14 protein-coding genes are annotated in these 16,826 nt (G+C 71.4%); 3 read left to right on the forward strand and 11 right to left on the reverse strand.

What is annotated here, in order from left to right; genetic code table 11:
- The 3 genes from ACFYVR_RS19130 to mshA all read right to left on the reverse strand — a co-directional run.
- On the reverse strand, nucleotides 1-3,068 hold a 3,068-nt coding region (locus ACFYVR_RS19130; RefSeq protein WP_387476009.1), incomplete at its 3' end, for a protein kinase.
- A 156-nt stretch (nucleotides 3,069-3,224) separates the two neighbouring features.
- Complete coding sequence (locus tag ACFYVR_RS19135; RefSeq protein ID WP_387476011.1) at nucleotides 3,225-3,779, reverse strand: YbjN domain-containing protein; 555 nt, start codon at nucleotides 3,777-3,779, stop codon at nucleotides 3,225-3,227.
- A gap of 13 nt (nucleotides 3,780-3,792) precedes the next feature.
- A complete protein-coding gene (gene mshA, locus ACFYVR_RS19140) occupies nucleotides 3,793-5,124 on the reverse strand; it encodes a D-inositol-3-phosphate glycosyltransferase (RefSeq protein ID WP_387476013.1) in 1,332 nt (443 codons plus the stop codon).
- Between the two features lie 131 nt (nucleotides 5,125-5,255).
- On the opposite strand from mshA, the gene ACFYVR_RS19145 reads away from it, so the two are divergent.
- A complete protein-coding gene (locus ACFYVR_RS19145) occupies nucleotides 5,256-6,422 on the forward strand; it encodes an NAD(P)/FAD-dependent oxidoreductase (RefSeq protein ID WP_387476015.1) in 1,167 nt (388 codons plus the stop codon).
- On the forward strand, nucleotides 6,419-7,309 hold the full coding sequence (locus ACFYVR_RS19150; protein WP_387476017.1) for an RNA polymerase sigma-70 factor: 891 nt from the start codon (nucleotides 6,419-6,421) through the stop codon (nucleotides 7,307-7,309). The genes ACFYVR_RS19145 and ACFYVR_RS19150 overlap by 4 nt, the downstream gene beginning before the upstream one ends.
- Here ACFYVR_RS19150 and ACFYVR_RS19155 read toward each other — a convergent pair.
- Complete coding sequence (locus tag ACFYVR_RS19155; RefSeq protein WP_387476019.1) at nucleotides 7,272-8,138, reverse strand: alpha/beta fold hydrolase; 867 nt, start codon at nucleotides 8,136-8,138, stop codon at nucleotides 7,272-7,274. The genes ACFYVR_RS19150 and ACFYVR_RS19155 overlap by 38 nt on opposite strands.
- A 98-nt stretch (nucleotides 8,139-8,236) precedes the next feature.
- Between ACFYVR_RS19155 and ACFYVR_RS19160 the strand changes: the two genes are divergently transcribed.
- Nucleotides 8,237-9,094: a class II glutamine amidotransferase gene (locus tag ACFYVR_RS19160; RefSeq protein WP_387476021.1), complete on the forward strand. Its 858-nt coding sequence runs from the start codon at nucleotides 8,237-8,239 to the stop codon at nucleotides 9,092-9,094.
- Nucleotides 9,095-9,123: 29 nt separating this feature from the next.
- Here ACFYVR_RS19160 and rffA read toward each other — a convergent pair whose 3' ends face one another.
- The 7 genes from rffA to ACFYVR_RS19195 all read right to left on the reverse strand — a co-directional run bounded on the left by rffA (nucleotide 9,124) and on the right by ACFYVR_RS19195 (nucleotide 16,476).
- Complete coding sequence (gene rffA / locus ACFYVR_RS19165; RefSeq protein WP_387476023.1) at nucleotides 9,124-10,263, reverse strand: dTDP-4-amino-4,6-dideoxygalactose transaminase; 1,140 nt, start codon at nucleotides 10,261-10,263, stop codon at nucleotides 9,124-9,126.
- Nucleotides 10,260-11,324, reverse strand: a complete 1,065-nt coding sequence (locus ACFYVR_RS19170) for a glycosyltransferase (protein ID WP_387476025.1) — start codon at nucleotides 11,322-11,324, stop codon at nucleotides 10,260-10,262. The genes rffA and ACFYVR_RS19170 overlap by 4 nt, the downstream gene beginning before the upstream one ends.
- Before the next feature lie 193 nt (nucleotides 11,325-11,517).
- Complete coding sequence (locus ACFYVR_RS19175) at nucleotides 11,518-11,985, reverse strand: GtrA family protein (protein ID WP_387476027.1); 468 nt, start codon at nucleotides 11,983-11,985, stop codon at nucleotides 11,518-11,520.
- The gene (locus ACFYVR_RS19180; RefSeq protein ID WP_387476250.1) at nucleotides 11,982-14,216 is read right to left on the reverse strand and encodes a hypothetical protein; all 2,235 of its coding nucleotides are present in this window, start codon (nucleotides 14,214-14,216) and stop codon (nucleotides 11,982-11,984) included. The genes ACFYVR_RS19175 and ACFYVR_RS19180 overlap by 4 nt, the downstream gene beginning before the upstream one ends.
- Nucleotides 14,210-14,749: an ABC transporter substrate-binding protein gene (locus tag ACFYVR_RS19185; protein ID WP_387476029.1), complete on the reverse strand. Its 540-nt coding sequence runs from the start codon at nucleotides 14,747-14,749 to the stop codon at nucleotides 14,210-14,212. Before ACFYVR_RS19185 ends, ACFYVR_RS19180 begins: the two co-directional genes overlap by 7 nt.
- 294 nt (nucleotides 14,750-15,043) lie before the next feature.
- A complete protein-coding gene (locus ACFYVR_RS19190) occupies nucleotides 15,044-15,169 on the reverse strand; it encodes a hypothetical protein (RefSeq protein ID WP_387476031.1) in 126 nt (41 codons plus the stop codon).
- A complete protein-coding gene (locus tag ACFYVR_RS19195; protein WP_387476033.1) occupies nucleotides 15,166-16,476 on the reverse strand; it encodes an ROK family protein in 1,311 nt (436 codons plus the stop codon). Before ACFYVR_RS19195 ends, ACFYVR_RS19190 begins: the two co-directional genes overlap by 4 nt.
- Nucleotides 16,477-16,826: the final 350 nt, after the last annotated feature.

Genomic DNA, 16,826 nt, shown 5'->3' on the forward strand with positions numbered 1-16,826 from the left:
GTCAGTCCCTCGGCGACCAGCCCGGCCACCTCCCGCTCACGTCGCGTCAGGTCCGTCGGCGACGCCGCGGCGGCGGGCGCCGGCCGCGACCGCTCCCCCAGCGCCAGGTCGACGGCCTCGTCGAAGTCGAGCTTCCGGCCCACCGCGTACGCGCGGTCGAACGCCGCGGACCCGATCGACTCCCGCGCCCGACCCTCGCACTCCGCGTGCGGGTCGAGCATGTGCGCGAACACCACGATCGAGTTGCCCACCTGTCCCAGCGCCTGCGCAGCACCCATCAGGGTGGCGGCGCGGCGGTGGTCGCCGTCGGCGGACGCTCCCCAGGCCATCACCTCGAGGCACGCGGACGCGATGAAGGGGTCGCGTCGCGGCCGGATCAGCCGCAGCGCCTGCTCCACCGCGCGCCGTGCCCGCTGCCGGTCGCCTCGCCGCCACGACGACACGGCGATCCCGCACAGTGCCTGCGAGCGGTACACCGCCTCGCCGTGGGACTCGGTGATCGCGAGCACCTCCTCGTAAGTGGCGAGGCCCGCCCCGCCGTCCCCCAATTCGCGCACCCACCCCACGGCGAGAAGGACCAACACCTGCGCTCCCACGTCCCCCCACGCGGAGAACGCCTCCAGCGCCCGCTCCAGCGGTCCCCGAGCTCCGGCCAGGTCTCCGACGAAGGCGCTGTGACGTCCCTTCGCGAGGTCCACCCAGGCGTGCGCGACCGGGTCCGCCAACCGGGCGGCGACCGCCTCGGCGCGCGCCACCGACGCCGCTCCCGCGGCGGCGTCTCCCTGAACCTCGGCCAGTATGCAGTTGTGGCACAACGCTTTCACCATCGAGAGCGACGCCTCGTCGCCCGCCGCCGCGAGGACCCGATCGACCCAGTACCGCCCCTCCCCCAGACCGTTGCACGCGAACCAGAACTGCTGCAGCGCGACGACGAAGTCGAGCACGTCGGCAGCGGTGGACCCGAGGGCGAACTCGAGCGCCTCGCGGAGGTTGGGCTGTTCCCGGTCCAGCCGGTCGATCCAGTCGAGTTGCCGCGGTCCGATCCACTCGGCATCCGCATCGAGCGCCAGCCTGTGGTACCAGTCCCGGTGCCGGCGAGCATGCGCGGCCCGGGTCCCGGCCTGCTCGGACTTCTCCCGGCCGTACTCCCGCAGCGACTCGAGCATCCGGAACCGCACCGCCGACCCGGCCGTCTCACGGATCAGGATCGACTTGTCGATCAGGGCGGTCAGCACGTCGACGACCTCGTCGACCTCACCGGCCGCGACGTGTTCGGCGGCGTCCAGCTCGAAACTGCCCGCGAACACCGACAGGCACGCCCACAGACGCTGCTCGGCCTCGGTGCACAGCTCGTAACTCCAGTCGATGCAGGCGCGCAGCGTCTGCTGCCGGCCCGGCAAGTCACGACTGCCACGACCGAGCAGCGCGTACCGATCGGTCAACCGTTGCAGGATCTGATCCGGCGACATCACCCGCAACCGCGCCGCGGCCAACTCGATCGCCAGCGGCAACCCGTCCAGGTGCCGGCAGATGCCGACCACCGCCGAGGCATTGGCATCGCTGACCACGAACCCGGGCAGTGCCGTGGCGCCGCGGTCGGCGAACAGGCCGACCGCGTCACCCGACGCGACGTCGCCCGGTTCGGGAACCGCCAGGGGCGGCACCCGCATCACCTGCTCACCGCGGATGCCGAGCGCCTCCCGACTGGTCGCCAGCACCCGCAGCTTCGGGCACGTCGTCAACAGCTCGTCCACAAACGTGGCGGCGTCGGCGACGACCTGCTCGCAGTTGTCGAGCACCACCAGCATCTCCCGCGACGACAACGCGTCGACCAGCACCTCGATCAGCGGACGCCACGGCTGCGGCCGCACCCCGAGCACAGCCGCGACGACCTCCCCGATCAGCGCCCCGTCCTGCACGTCCCCCAGGTCGACCAGCCACACCCCGTCCGAGAAGTCGCGCCGGACCGCCACCGCGACACGCAACGACAACCGCGTCTTGCCCACCCCACCGATCCCCGTCAACGTCACCAACCGCGCCTGCCCCAGCAACGCCCGCGCCTCCCGCACCTCCGCACGACGCCCGACGAACGTCGTCACCTCCGCCGGGAAGGTGCCCGCTCCGGCCTGCCGCGCCACCCGTCCCGACACCCGAGCCGAGTCCGTCGCATGGGCCACGAGCGGCAGCGGTCCGGCGTCGCCCGCCGCGGTCGGGCCGGTTTCTCGCGCCACCACGACCTCGTCGACCGGCAACCCCCGATCGGATTGCAGCCGCGCAAGCTGCTCACCGAGTTCGAACGCGGACGGCCGCTCCGCCGGATCGCGTGCCATCGCGCGTTCGAGGACGGCCGCGACGTCGCCGCCGACACCGAGCTCACTCAGGTCGGGTACGGGTTCCGTGGCGATCCGGATGAACTGCGCGACAACGTCTTCCCCCGACCGGCGTTCGAACACCGCATGCCCGGTGCAGGCGGCGAACAGCGTGGCGCCGAGACCGTACACGTCCGCCGCCGGCGTCGACGGGTCACCACCGAGAACCTCCGGCGCGGTGAACGCAGGCGACCCGGCAATGCTGCCCGTCGCGGTGGTGAAGCCGCCGTCCATGTGCGCGATGCCGAAGTCGGACAGCACCGGTTCGCCGTAGTCGGTGACGAGGATGTTCGCGGGCTTGACGTCGCGGTGGACGATCCCCATCCGGTGCGCGGACTCGAGCGCACCGGCCATCCGCACCCCCAGCCGCAGGACCTCCTCCACCGACAGCGGCCCGTGCCGACGGATCCGCGCGTCGATCGAATCCTGCTGGTGATAGCCCATCACCAGGTACGGGTGACCACTCGCCGTCGTCCCGACGTCGAGAATCCCGACAATGTTCGGGTGGCCCGTCAACCGGCCCATCGCGCGCTGCTCACGCAGGAACCGCGCCCGGTTCTCCTCGTCCGGTTCCACGGCGAGGACCTTCACCGCCACCGTGCGATGCAACGTCGGCTGACGGCAGCGGTACACGACGCCGAATCCGCCCCGCCCGATCTCCTCGACGTCCTCGAAACCCGCATCGCCCAACTCGGCCACGACGTGAGCCTCGGGGTCACGACGCGTTCGCAGCGGATCACTCATCACACCGTGCGCACCCGCCGGACGCTCGCCGACGTCGGGCACGCCTTCCCCCGCCAGAATATGCCCGGCGGCGTCTCGTCTCACGAAGAACGGCGCCGGAGCCCGCCACGGTCAGTCGGGCAGGTCCCCGTCCGACGCGGGTGCGTCCGCGAGGGGCCACGGCCGACGGTCGCCGCCCTCGACGAGATGCCGGAACGGTTCCAGGTTCTTCAGCGACTCACCCCGCGAGACGCGCCAATCCCATTCCCGCCGAATCGAACTCGCGAATCCCAGCTCGAGCAGCACGTTGAAGTCGCCGTCCGCGGCCTCGAGCACCTGCCCCAGCACCCGGTCGAGTTCGTCACCGGTGACGGCGTGCGTGCTGATCCGACCGACGAGGTAGATGTCGCCGACCTTGTCGATCGTGTAGTGCACCCCGTACAGCCGGCGGTTGCGGCGCAGCAGGTACTTGTAGACACCTTCGAAGTTCTCGTCCGGTTTCCGGCACACGAACGCCTCGACCCGCACCCCGTGATTGCCGACGGTGAGCAGGCAGGTGGTCTTGAGCTTGTGCTCGCCCGGCAGTTCGACGACGAACTGGTGCGGCGCCGGACGGGTGTGGTCGAGGTCGCGTTCGGTGAGCGCCGTGTCGATCAGCGTCGCCGTCCCCGTCACCGTCTCGCTCATGCCCGCACCCCGTTCATGCTCGTACCCCGCCCAGTCTCCGCAGTTTCCACAGGCTCCGGGCGCGGCGCGGGGACAGTTCACGGTTACGCCGGAACCCGGCGACCGCCCGGTGATAGCTGTCGAGCAGACCGTCCGCGGTGTGCTCCCACGAGAAGCTCGCCGCGTGGACGGGCGCCTGCCGCGCCATCTGCGCCCGCCGGTCCGCGTCCACCAGGACGGACCGCAGCGCGTCGGCCCAGTCGCCGGTGTCGTGTCCGGGCACCAGCAGCCCGCTCACCCCGTCGCGGACCGCGACCCCGAGCCCACCGACGTCGGCGGCGACGACCGGTGTCCCGCTGGCCTGCGCCTCGAGCGCGACCAGCCCGAACGACTCCGAGTAGCTCGGTACCGCGACGATGTCCGACGCCCGGTACACCTGCACCAGACGGTCCGGCGGCTGCGGCGGCAGGAACGTCACCCGCGCCGTGATGCCCAGCTCCGCGGCGAGTTCGATCAGCGAATCGGGGCGGTCCAGACCCGTCCCCGACGGGCCGCCGACCACCAGCACCCGCAGCGGCAGACCGGGCTCGCGCTCGTGCAACGCGGCCGCCGCACGCAGCAGCACGTCGGGTGCCTTGAGGGGCTGGATGCGGCCGACGAACGTGACGATCAGCTCAGCGGCGTCCAGACCGAGCTCGGCGCGGGCCGCGGCGCGGTCCCCCGGCCGGTAGCGGCTCAGGTCCGCGCCCGGGGCGACGACGTCGATGCGCTCGCGGCCGGCGCCGTAGATGTCGACCAGCTGCCCGGCCTCGTCGGCGGTGTTGGTGATCAACCGGTCCGACTCGGCTACCACCTGCTGCTCCCCGATCTGCCGCGCCACCGGCTCCGGGGTGTCGCCCTCGGCGAGGGACGCGTTCTTCACCGCGGCGAGGGTGTGCGCGGTGTGCACCTGCGGCACACCCCACCGGTCCCGGGCCAGCCAGCCGACCTGCCCGGACAGCCAGTAGTGCGAGTGGATCAGGTCGTAGTGGCCGGGCTCGTGGTGCGCCTCCTCGCGCAGCACACCGGCCGTGAACGCGCACAGCTGCGTCGGCAGGTCGTGCTTGTCGAGGCCCTCGAACGGTCCCGCGACGACGTTGCGGACCAGTACCCCGGGCGCCGCCTCCACCACCGGCGCGTCCTGCGAGGACGTCGCGCGGGTGAAGATCTCCACCTCGACGCCCCGGCGCGCGAGTTGCAGCGCGCTCTGCAGGACGTAGACGTTCATACCGCCCGCATCACCGGTCCCCGGCTGAGCCAAGGGTGAAGTGTGCACCGACAGGACCGCTACGCGGCGCAGTCGGTGATTCTGTGCAGGCGTCACCACTCCATCTTGCCCTGCGTCGAAATCGGCTCCGGCACCGCGCCCCGAACCCCGCCGTGACCGAAGTCACTGTCACGTTTCGCGGCCGGTCGGTGTCACGGGAACGACAGATTTCACCGGGGAGAGGAATCGGCATGAACAGCACACGCAACGTGGTCGTGGTCGGCGCCGGGTACGCCGGGGTGACCGCGGCCAACCGGGTCCGGGCCGCCGCACCCGCCGATGTCACCGTCACCGTCGTCAACCCGCTGCCCGACTTCGTCGAACGGATCCGGCTGCACGAGTTCGCGGCCGGAACCGGCGACGCGACGGTCCCGCTGCGCACCCTGCTCCACCCCGACATCCGGCTGGTGACGGGCACCGTCGACCTGATCGGTGAGCACAGCGTGACCCTCACCGACGGCGCCGCCGTCGACTTCGACCACCTGCTGTACGCGGTCGGCAGCGGACCCGGCAGCGCCGCGACCGTGCGGGGCATCGAGCACGCCCACACCGTCGCCGGCCTGAACGACGCCGGACGGCTGCGCGACCGCCTCCGCACGGCGCGGCCGGACGCCGTCGTCACCGTCGTCGGCGGCGGCCTGACCGGCATCGAGACCAGTGCCGAGATCGCCGACAGCGGCCGCGACCTGCGGGTGCACCTGGTGTCGGCGGGACCCGTCGGCGCGGGACTGTCCGATGCGGGCCGACGGGCAGTGCTGCGGAAACTGAAGCGGCTCGGCGTCGACGTCCACGAGGGCGTCGCGGCGACCGGCATCACGCCCGACGCGGTGACCCTCGCCGACGGCACCGCCATTTCCACCGAGGTCGCGGTGTGGGCCGGCCCGTTCGGAGTCCCCGACCTCGCGCGGCGCAGCGGACTGCCCGTCGACGATCTCGGTCGGCTGCGCACCGACGCCACCCTCACCTGCCTCGGCCGCCCCGACATCGTCGGGATCGGTGACGCCGTAGCGCCTCCGGAGTCGGTGGCGCGGCACCTGCGGATGAGCTGCCACGCCGCGATCCCCCTCGGCGCGCACGGCGCCGACACGGTGCTCGCCGCCCTGGCCGGGCAGGCACCGACCCCGCTGTCGATCGGTCTCGTGCTGCAGTGCGTCAGCCTCGGCCGCCGCGCCGGCGTCGTCCAGGCGGTGCACCCCGACGACCGTCCCCGCCCCCTCGTCCTGCGCGGTCGCACCGCCGCCTTCGTCAAGGAACGCATCTGCCGATCCACCCGCGGCTGGATCTCGAAGAAAGCACCCACCTACCGCGCGATGTCGGGGCCGAAGTCGGCGCCCGAGGGAGTAGAAGTGTCCGCATGAGTTCCGTCGAGATGAATTCCGTCGAGATCTTCACCGAGTACCGGCCGCTGCTGTTCACCATCGCCTACGAGATCCTCGGCAGCGCCGCCGACGCCGAGGACGTGCTGCAGGACAGCTACCTGCGCTGGTCCGAGGTCGACGGCACGGGGGTGGAGAACCCGCGCGCCTTCCTGGCCCGCATCGTCACCCGGCAGGCGCTCAACCAGCTCCGCTCGGCGCAGCGACGCCGCGAGGAGTACGTCGGCACCTGGCTGCCCGAACCGATCCGCACCGAACCGGACGCGTCCGAGGACGTGGTGCTCGCCGAATCGGTGACGATGGCGATGCTGCTGGTGCTCGAAACCCTCGGCCCCGACGAACGAGCGGTGTTCGTCCTGCACGAGGTGTTCGGGTTCAGCCACCGGGAGGTCGCCGAGTCGGTCGGCAAGTCGGAAACCGCGGTCCGGCAGATCGCGTCCCGCGCCCGCGCCCACGTCCAGGCCCGGCGCAAACGGTTCGAGCCGCCGACCGCGGCGGCGCAGGAGGTCGTCGGCCGGTTCCTGGGCGCCGCCGCCACCGGCGACATCCAGACCCTCATGGACCTGCTGTCACCGGATGTCGTGCAGCTCTCCGACGGCGGCGGGAAGGTCAGCGCCGCCCGCCGCCCCGTCCGCGGACGCGATCACGTCGCCCGGTTCATTGCGGGGATCGTGCGCGGCGGCCCGGCGGACGTGCGGATCGAACCGGCCACGTTCAACAACATTCCCGCGGTGACGATCCACGTCGGCGACACCGTCGACACCGTCGCGATGATCGAGGTGGTGGACGGTCTCGTGTCGGGGATCTATCTGGTCCGCAATCCCGACAAGCTCACCCGCGTCCACCAGGCGCGGGCGCTGCTGCGCTGACCCGGCCCAACGCGTCCACGAACGCACCGACCTCGGCGACGAACCGCGCCGGGTCCTCCACGAACGGGCCGTGCCCGACGCCCTCCCAGAAGGAGGCCGTCGCGTTCGGCAGCAGCTCCGCGGCGTGCCGGCCCGCGGAGACGTCGACGACGGTGTCGGCGGTGCCGTGCAGGACCAGCGCGGGCACGTCGAGGTCGGTGAGCAGGTCGTCGTGGCCGGTCTCGCGCGCGAACAGCGCGGCCCGCACCCGCGGCGGCGTCGAGAGGCTGGCACCGAACAGCGCCTGCGACGCGACACCGGCGCCCTCCGCGGCGCCGGTGAGCGCGTTGCCGAAACTGCCGAGCGCGCGGATCGCCTCCCGCGGATCCTCGGACAGCGCCGCCGGCATCGCGTCCCGCATCGCGGCGCCGACCCGCCCGCCCTTCTGGCCGCGGCCGATGCTGGTGATCGCACCGACCAGGACGATGCCCGCGACGGCGTCGGTGCCGCACTCGGCGAGGTAGTCGGCGATGACCAGCCCGCCGTACGACCAGCCGACGAGCACCGCGCCGCCGTCGACGTGCTCGGCGGCGAGGACCGCGGCGACGTCCCCGGCCCAGATCTTCGGATCGTCGTAGCCGGCCTCCGGGGCACCGGAGTAGCCGTGGCCGCGCAGGTCGACGGCGATCACCCGGTACGCCGCGGCGAAGGCGTCCAGGACGCCCGGACCCCAGCAGCTCATCGACTGCGCCCACCCGTGCAGCAGGACGAGCGGACGCCCGTCCGCGGGCCCGGTGACGCGGTACACGATGTCGGTGCCGTCGATGCCTGTCGTTTCGCGAAGTGCCATGCGGGTCACCGTAGAGCGCTCCGCGCAGTGGTGCACTTGTGGAGGTCACTGCATCCGAAACTGCACCACTGGGGCGGAGCCCCACCTACCGTGGAGACATGTGTCGGCTGTTCGGGATGTCCAGCGCACCGGCGCGGGTGCGGGCCACGTTCTGGTTGCTCGACGCATCCGACAGCCTCGCCGCCCAGAGCAGACGCGAACCCGACGGCACCGGTCTCGGCACCTTCACCGTGGACGGCGACCCGCGCGTCGAGAAGCAGCCCCTCGCCGCCTACGCCGACGCGGCGTTCGCGACCGAGGCCCGCGAACGCCACTCCGCGACCTTCGTCGCGCACATCCGGTACGCGTCGACCGGCGGCCTGACCGACGTCAACACGCACCCGTTCACCCAGCGCGGCCGGATCTTCGCGCACAACGGCGTCATCCAGGACCTGCCGAAGCTGGACGCCGAACTCGGCCCGTACCGGTCGCTGGTGCGCGGCGACACCGACTCCGAACGACTCTTCGCGCTGATCACCAAGCACGCCGACGCGTGCGGCGACGTCACCGCCGGGATCGCGACGGCGTTGCGCTGGGTCGCGGCCGAGCTGCCGGTGCTCGCGGCGAACCTCGTCCTGACCACCGCCGACGAACTGTGGGCCGTCCGCTACCCCGACACCCACGACCTGTTCGTCCTGCAGCGGGCCGGCGACGTCGGGCGGCACCTCGAACACGCGAGCGCCGCGGGCACCGTGCGCGTCCGGTCGGGCGACCTCTCCGACGCGCCCGCCGTGGTGATCGCCAGTGAACGGATGGACGAGAACCCGGACTGGCAGCCGCTCGCGCCGGGCGAACTGCTGCACGTCGCCGCGGACCTCACCGTCACCCGCGAGGTGGTCGTCGACCACCCGCCGGCGCGTCCGCTCACGCTGGCGGATCTCGACGCGACCGCCGCGGCGTCACAGTCGGGCCGCTGAACCGGCTCCGTCGGACCGGATCGACCCGGTCACCAGACGTGACGCGTCACGGCGTCGACGACGCGGCCGATCCGATCGTCGTCCAACCCGGGCCAGAGCGGGAGCCGGACGATGGTGGACGCGAATTCTGCGCTGCGGGTGCAGGGTCGGGGTGTGCGGCCGTACTTCCGGCCGGCCGGGCTGGTGTCGAGCGGGACGTAGTGGAACGGAGCGACGACACCCTGCTCCGCCAGATCGTCGATCAGTCCGTCGCGTCGGCTCTCGTCGGGCATGCGCAGGTAGAACAGGTGCGCGGTGTGCCCGCAGTCGTCGGGCACCGTCATCAGCGTCACCCCACGCTGCTGCGCCCAGTCGCCCAGCGCGGACGCGTAGCTGTTCCACACGCGGTGCCGCTCGGACTGGATGGTCTCGAACTCGTCGAGCTGGGCGTCGAGCACCGCCGCGTTCAGCTCGCTCGGCAGGTAACTCGAGCCGACGTCCTGCCACGAGTACTTGTCCACCTGGCCGCGCAGGAACCGCGCACGGTCGGTCCCCTTCTCCCGGATGATCTCGGCGCGCCCGGCCAGCAGGTCGTCGGTGAGCAGCAGCGCTCCGCCCTCACCGCAGTGCACGTTCTTGGTGTCGTGAAAGCTCTGCGTCCCGAAGGTGCCGATGGTGCCGAGCGGCCTGCCCCGCCACGTGCCGCCGAGCCCGTGGGCGTTGTCCTCGATCAGCGTGATCCCGTGCGCGGCCGCCAGGCCGAGGAGCGACTCCATGTCGGCGGCGACGCCGCCGTAGTGCATGACGACCACCGCACGGGTGCGGGGGGTGATCGCGTCGGCGACCGCGGACGGGTCGACGTTCCCCGTGTCGGGGTCGATGTCGACGAAGACGGGTGTGGCGCCGCGCTGGGTCAGGGACGTCGCGGCGGAGGTGAACGCGAAGCTCGGCACGATCACCTCGTCGCCGGGGGCGAGGTCGAGGAGGATGGCGCTCAGTTCCAGTGCATGCGTGCACGACGTGGTCAGCAGGACGTGCCGCGCCGAGGTGATCTCCCTCAGCTTCGTGGTCGCCGCCGCGGTGAACGGACCGTCGCCGTGGAGGTGCCCGGAGGCGAGGGCCGCTGCGAGGTTGTCCATCTCGCGCCGCGCCACGTATGGGCGGCTGAAGATGACGCGATCGCCGGTCACGGCGCCTCCCGGAAGGTGTCGGTGCGCGACGGCGGCGGTTCGGACTGCGCGGGCACGGCGCGTTCGTCGTCGAACCGCGGCGGCGGCGACGCGACCGTGAGGTAGAGGGGTCTGCCGGCGAGGATGTGGAGACCGACTCCGAGGTACTCGGCGATCAGCCCCAGCGACAGCAACGTCGCTCCCGAGCACAGCAGCAGCACCACGATGGTCGACGCCCAGCCCGCGGGGTCGTCGCTGTCGGAGAACAGGGCCTGCCAGACGACGACGGCCGCCATGATCCCACCGGCCAGGGCGAGGGCCACCCCGATGAGGCTGACCAGCCGCAGACCGCGGGTTCCGCTGCACAGGAACATCTTCCAGAACAGGGACACCAGGCGCCGATAGTTGTAGCCGGACTCCTCCCGGTACTCGGCGCGCAGCACCACGGGCACCGAGACGGTCCTGCCCACGACCCAGGTGAGCGCGACGTCGAGGTAGGTGCCGTTCGCCGCGACGTCGGCGAGGCTGCGTCCGATGTCGCCGCGGATCAACCGGTAACTCTCGAACCGGGTGGAGGCCGGGAAGGCGAACACCGTGGCGAGAACGATCTTGGCGCCGCGGGAGGTGAGGTTGCGGAGCGGGCCGTGCGGCCGGGTGTTGGTGGGCTGGGAGTACACGAGGTCGGCGCGGGAGCGGTAGGCACCGTCGAGGAAATCCGCGATGAACGCGGGGTCGTGCTGGCCGTCCTCGTCCATCGTGACGATCCAGTGACCTCGGGCGACGGCCATCCCGGCGATCGTTGCCGCGTCTTGACCGAAGTTGCGACTCAGCCACACCGGGCGCACCTGCGGGTACCGCTGCGCGAGTTCCGCGATGACGCGGTCGGAGCGGTCGGGTCCGTTGTCGTGGACGAGCACGATCTCGTCGATCGTGTAGGCGATCCCCCTCGCCGTCACGGCCCCGGTCCGGTACCGGTCGAGTTCGGCGACGACCGCGGCCACGGTCTGTTCTCCCCGGTAGACCGGAACGACCACGGACACCGACTGCCGCCCGCCCCCGGGGGTGGCGTCGTGCTGCGTCACCACGAACCGTCGACCGAGGACGGCGCGGGCGTGGGCGTGGTCGCGGCAGCCAACCGCAGGCGAATCATCCCGTTAATCTGCGTTACACCCACTCTGTGTCATGCGAGCACGTGCTTCGGCTGCGCTGGAGTCGATCTCGCAGAGTAACGGAACGGCCACGCGTTGGAAACCGGTGGAAATGTGCGAAACAAGACTAACGATTGGGCAATTCGGCGTCTTCACGAGTTTGGTCCGGTTCGGTCCGCCGGAACGTGAAGTACCGGTGCCCCACGAACGTCCCGACCGCGACCGCGCCCATCACCACCACCGCCGCCGGCCGCGACGGTGCGTGCAGCACCGACACGGCGAGCTGCAGCAGCACCATGTTGGCCGCCAGACCACCGGAATTGACCACCACGAACCGGACGAAGTCCCGGAACAGCGAGCCGCGCACGCGGAAGACGACGGTGCGGTGCAAGGCGAACGCGACGACGACGCTGATGCAGTACGCGAGGGCCACCGCGACCGCCGACGGAACGTCGTCGCCGAGCACCGTCAGCCACATCGCCGTCAGGGCGATCCCGAGCAGAGTGTTGAACCCGCCGACGATCGCGAACGCGATCCCCTGCCTGCGTACCGACCGGTACCGCGGTTCCGGGCCGCCCACCGGCGTCGACGTCATCGCGCACCGATCGGGGTCTCGAGGTCCGGCGGCACCGCGGCATCCGCCCGGTCACCGGCGTGGCGGCGGCGATCCCGGACGTACAGCACCTGCAGCACCGTCACCCCGACGAGCCCGAGCACCGCGGCGGCGCCGCCGATCTTCCAGCCCGGGGGACGCCACGTCACGACGAGCTCGGCGTCGGTGGTGCCGGGCGGAATCGTCACGGAGACGAAGTTCTTCGCGACCACGTCGAAGTCGATCGGCGTTCCGTTCAGCGTGGCGCGGTAACCGGGCCACCCGAGCCGGGCGAACACGACCCGGCCCCCGGTGTCCGAGTCGACCCGGACCCGGCTGGTCGGATCCGACTCGCTCAGCGACGTCGCCGACACCCCCTCGGCCGCGGCCACCCGGCCGTTGCGCGTCGAGATCGGGCCGTCCTCGCGTTCGAGCACGGAGATCCACTGGTCGTGGCCGGGCTGGTCGACCCACTTCCAGCCGGACGGCGCGGGCTGCGCACGCGCGTCGGGGTACAGCGCGTTCTGCAGGACGACACGGTCGACGAGCATCAGGTCGACGATGCGTCTGCCGGTGGTCGGTTCGACCGCGAAGGCCTGCCCGAACGCCTCCGGGCAGACCCCGGTGTCCCAGCGGATGCACAGCATCTGCCCGAAGTTGTAGTTGCCGTTGGGGGTGTATCCGCCGACGTAGGTCTGCTCCAGGTTCTTCGCGTAGTTCCCGGCGACCAGCGACCCGAACGCACCGGACAGCGTGCGGTCTTCGGGCGTGACCCGGCCCCAGTCGGCGAGCTGCAGTGTCGTTCCGGGGAACTCGGGGAACGCGGCGATCATCTCCGAGCGCCGCTCCGGCATGTTCCAGCCCATCGGTGTCGGCTGCGCCGCCCACACCTGGAGGAACGCGATCGGCGGGATCGACACCACGACGAGCGCGCAGGCCGCCGCGACACCCTTGCGCAGGCCCAGCCACACCACCGCACCGCCGAGCACCGCGACGCCCGCCGCGGCCGCGACGTGGAGACCGATCCGGTCCGGCGCCGCGGAAGCCGACCGCACCAACAGCAACGCGACGAGCACACCGGCCGCGGTCAGCCGACGGGACCGGTCCGCGAGGGTGGCGAACCGCCCGAGCAGGGTGCACACCAGGATCAACAGCCCGAGGGCCACCATCGGCAGCACCCGGGCGGGCCAGCGCAGCGGACCGATGACGCCCGGCCCGGCGGTCCACATCAACACGATCACCGTGAACAGACCGACCGCGGAGAGCTCGCGCCACGCCCGCCGCGCGCGACCCCAGTCGACGAACGCGAGCGCGGGCACGAGGAACCACGCGACGTAGACGACCGGCATCGGCTGCACGTACCCCCACCACGAGGTGAACGCGGGCAGCGTGCTCGGCAGGCTGGCGTTGAGCGATTCCGACCAGGGCACCGTGAGGAACCGGTCGTTGACGACGTCCTCGGCGCCGCGCCAGGTCACGTACGCCGAGAGCAGGCTCGGCAGGTAGGTGAGGAGCCCGGCCAGGCCCGCGCACCCCGCGGCGAGCAGCAGCTTCACCGACGGAACCCAGCGCCGCTGGTACAGGACCTCGCCGACCGCGACCGCGACCACCATCAGCGCCGACTCCACCGCCGGGAACACGTACTGCACGGAGATCGCCAGGTAGAGGAACACGAACACCGGGATCGGTCCGCTGCGTCCCCGCGCGTAACGCACACCGCTCGCCCACGCCTGCGTCAGCCACGCCGTGCCGGCGAACGCGGTGAACCAGCTCGACGCGTCGAAGAACAGCAGCCACCCCGAGAACGGGAACGCCACCGCCGCGACGGCCGACCAGGCCGGTCTCGCGCCGTACTCCAGGCAGATGCGGTAGACGCCCAGGGCGAGGACGATCGCGAAGGCCAGCTTGACCGCCGTGCTGTACACGAGCAGGTTGTCGACCGACGGTGCGAGGACGTTGACCACCCACTGCACCGGGTTGAGCAGCCCGGCCTCCTCGATCGTGTAGTTCCCGGCCAGCCAGTGCTCGGGCACCATGAACGGAATCCGCCCCTCGCGCAGACTCCGCCCGAGCATCACCCACAGCGGGGCGTACTGGGCCTCGGTGTCGTCGGTGTAGAAGTGCCGAACGTTGGCGAGCAGTACGCCCACCCAGCCCGCCGTCACCCCGAGCGCGACGCCCGCGCCCCACTGATACCGGGCACGTTCCGACCGGCCGAGACTACGAATCACCAGCAGACCATACAAAGCCGGACCCGGCGGCGCCTCGGGCGCCTGTGTGCGAGTTCGGTGGTCGGAGCGACCTTCCATGTGTCAGGACATCCAGGACAGATCTGTCTCAGGACCTCGAGGACAGTTGAGTCTGCAGGTCGGGCAGTGTTGCGGCGGCGGGTTTGCTCGGTCAGCCACTTGCGCAGGGTCCGGTGGGCGCGTTCGTTCCTGCCGCAGGTCTGCGGGTGGCCGACCGACGAGGCGATGGTCCCGGTGCCGAGTGCGGCGAGGTTGCGTTCGATCTCGGCCGTCCGGTTCCGCGAGAACCCGCTTCGCCATGGCGACATCTCGCTTGTAAGTGGCGTTGCGGGCCTCGTCGTACGCCGGCGACGACTTGGGGACGGCAGGTTCACCGGGTAGCCCGACCCCCGGAACACCTCGGTGACGATCCGCTCGCAATCGACCGCGTACGCGATCGCCTGCCGGATCCGCACGTCGGCGAGCGCCGGGTTGGTGACGTTGGCGCCGACGTGCACCTGCAGCTCGGCACCCTCCACCGGGATGGACTGGAACCCCGGTCTTGCCGAGGGTCTCGACGCCGCGGTGGCGCAGGCCGTTGACGACCTGCACCTGCCCCGACCCGAGCGAGCCGAGCAGGGCCTGCGGATCCGGGACGACACCTCGACGCCCTCGAGGTGTCGGGCGCTCCGGAATCCGGTAGTTCTCGTTGCGTTCGAATGTCAGGGGCGTACTCGGACACGCGGTCAGCTCGAGCAGCCGGGTAGCGATGAACGCCACACCGGCGACCTGCCTCGAGGTGCCGCGCGGACGGGGTGGTGGCGCCGGGCCTTCTACTCCTCGACCGCGCAGGAGCAGGTGCCGAGAAGCCCGGTACCGAGGACGGCGGTGGCCGTCAGCCCTGCGCCGCGGAAGAACGCGCGCCGGTCGAGGCGCGCGCGGAGGGGTGAACTGGTCACTGAACGGAAGTCCTTCGAATGGAGGTGAGGGGGTCGGCGTGGAGTGCGCTGAGCGAGACGACGCCCGCCGCGAACTCCTGAACGCGGTTGCCGAAGCCGGTGATCCGAATGTCCTTGCGCACCAAGCTCGATGTGCGCGCGAACGCTTCGGCGACATGCGGAATGCCGGCGGGGTACTCGGTGAACGCCTGACCACCGAGAATCACCCGGTCCGGGTTGAAGAGGTCGCGGAGCATCGCCACGGTACGACCGAGGATCCGCGCCCGCTCGACGAGAAGTTCGTGTGCGGCAAGGGAACCGGATGCCGCAGCCTTGTAGACCGCCGCGATGGCGGGGCGCCCGTTGGTGCCGTTGAGGATTCCCGCGTCGCGGGCCGCCTCGATCATGGCGCGGTCGCTGACCGTGGCCTCGAGGCAGCCGCGTGCACCGCAGGAGCACAGCGCCGACGATCCGGTCGGCAGGTGCACGATGGATCCGGGGCCACTCGACGGGGTGTGCACCCGTCCGTCGATGGTGACTGCGACACCGGCGGTTTCGCGGGCGTAGAAGTACATGCTGGTGCCGGTCCCGGCGCTCTCGCCGGGACGCTGCGGGGCCAGCAGGAGCTCGGACGCGGCCATCGCCTCGACGTGCGCGGCGACGGAGACCGGAAGCCCGAGACCCTCGCCGATGATCGCCCCGACCTGGGCGCCGGTCCAGCCGAGCCGCTGGTGGTCGACGACGCCGGTGGTCGCGTCGACGCGGCCACCGAGCGCGACACCCACCCAGAGGGGACGACGCTTGTGCCAGCGGCCCACGAACATCCGGGCACTGCGGGTGATCTGCGCGAGCGCGAGGTCCTGCGGCCCGGTCGGGGTGGGGATCTCGACGGAGCCGAGGAGTCGGCCACGGATGTCGCTGGCGACGATGCCGGTGACGACCGCACCGATGTGGATGCCGACGGTCAGGTAGGGCTCGTGGTTGACCTCGAACGGCACCCGGGGACGGCCCACCGCGCCGGATGCGGTGAGGTCGGCGCGCTCACGCAGCAGACCCTCGCCGAGCAGCGCCGCGACCTGGCGATTCACGGTCGCCGTGCTCAGTCCGGTGGACTTGGCCGCCGCGTCCCGGGCGATCGGTCCGTTCGTGCAGGCGACCCGGAACACGGCGGCGGCGGGCGAATCGCCGATGCGCAGTTCGGGCGCGACGATCTGGACGCGGTTCGCGGGGTTCAACGCCGGGCGGACGCCGCGGGCCAGGCCCAGGGCGGAACCACGAGCGGACGAGCGGGAGAGGACAGCGGTGGACTGCAGAGTGGAGATCGACACGGAATTCCTTGCGCTTCGTACCCCGGAGAGGGGCGGACCGACACGGTGGAGGCGCGCTGCGACCGGCTCGGGAGTACCGAGCGGAGGGATTCGGGCACGAACCCGATGCCGCGACGTCGGGCCTGCGGGCCGATTCGACGTGCGGACTGGGACAGCGCGGACTAGCTACAGATACCGCGGGGGGAACAACACAGTTCCCGCGCAAGAGGCAGGCGTGAGCCCAGTGCGGAGGTCACGTACGTGACGCGCATGGGGGAAGGCCGGCCTGAAGTCATGACGACAAGGTAGCACCCGAGGGAATTATCTGACAACTGGGGGAAATGTGATCCCAATTTCCCTGCGGCGGAGGG

The sequence above is a fragment of the Rhodococcus sp. NPDC003318 genome, from assembly GCF_042879035.1.
Taxonomy (GTDB): domain Bacteria; phylum Actinomycetota; class Actinomycetes; order Mycobacteriales; family Mycobacteriaceae; genus Rhodococcus_G.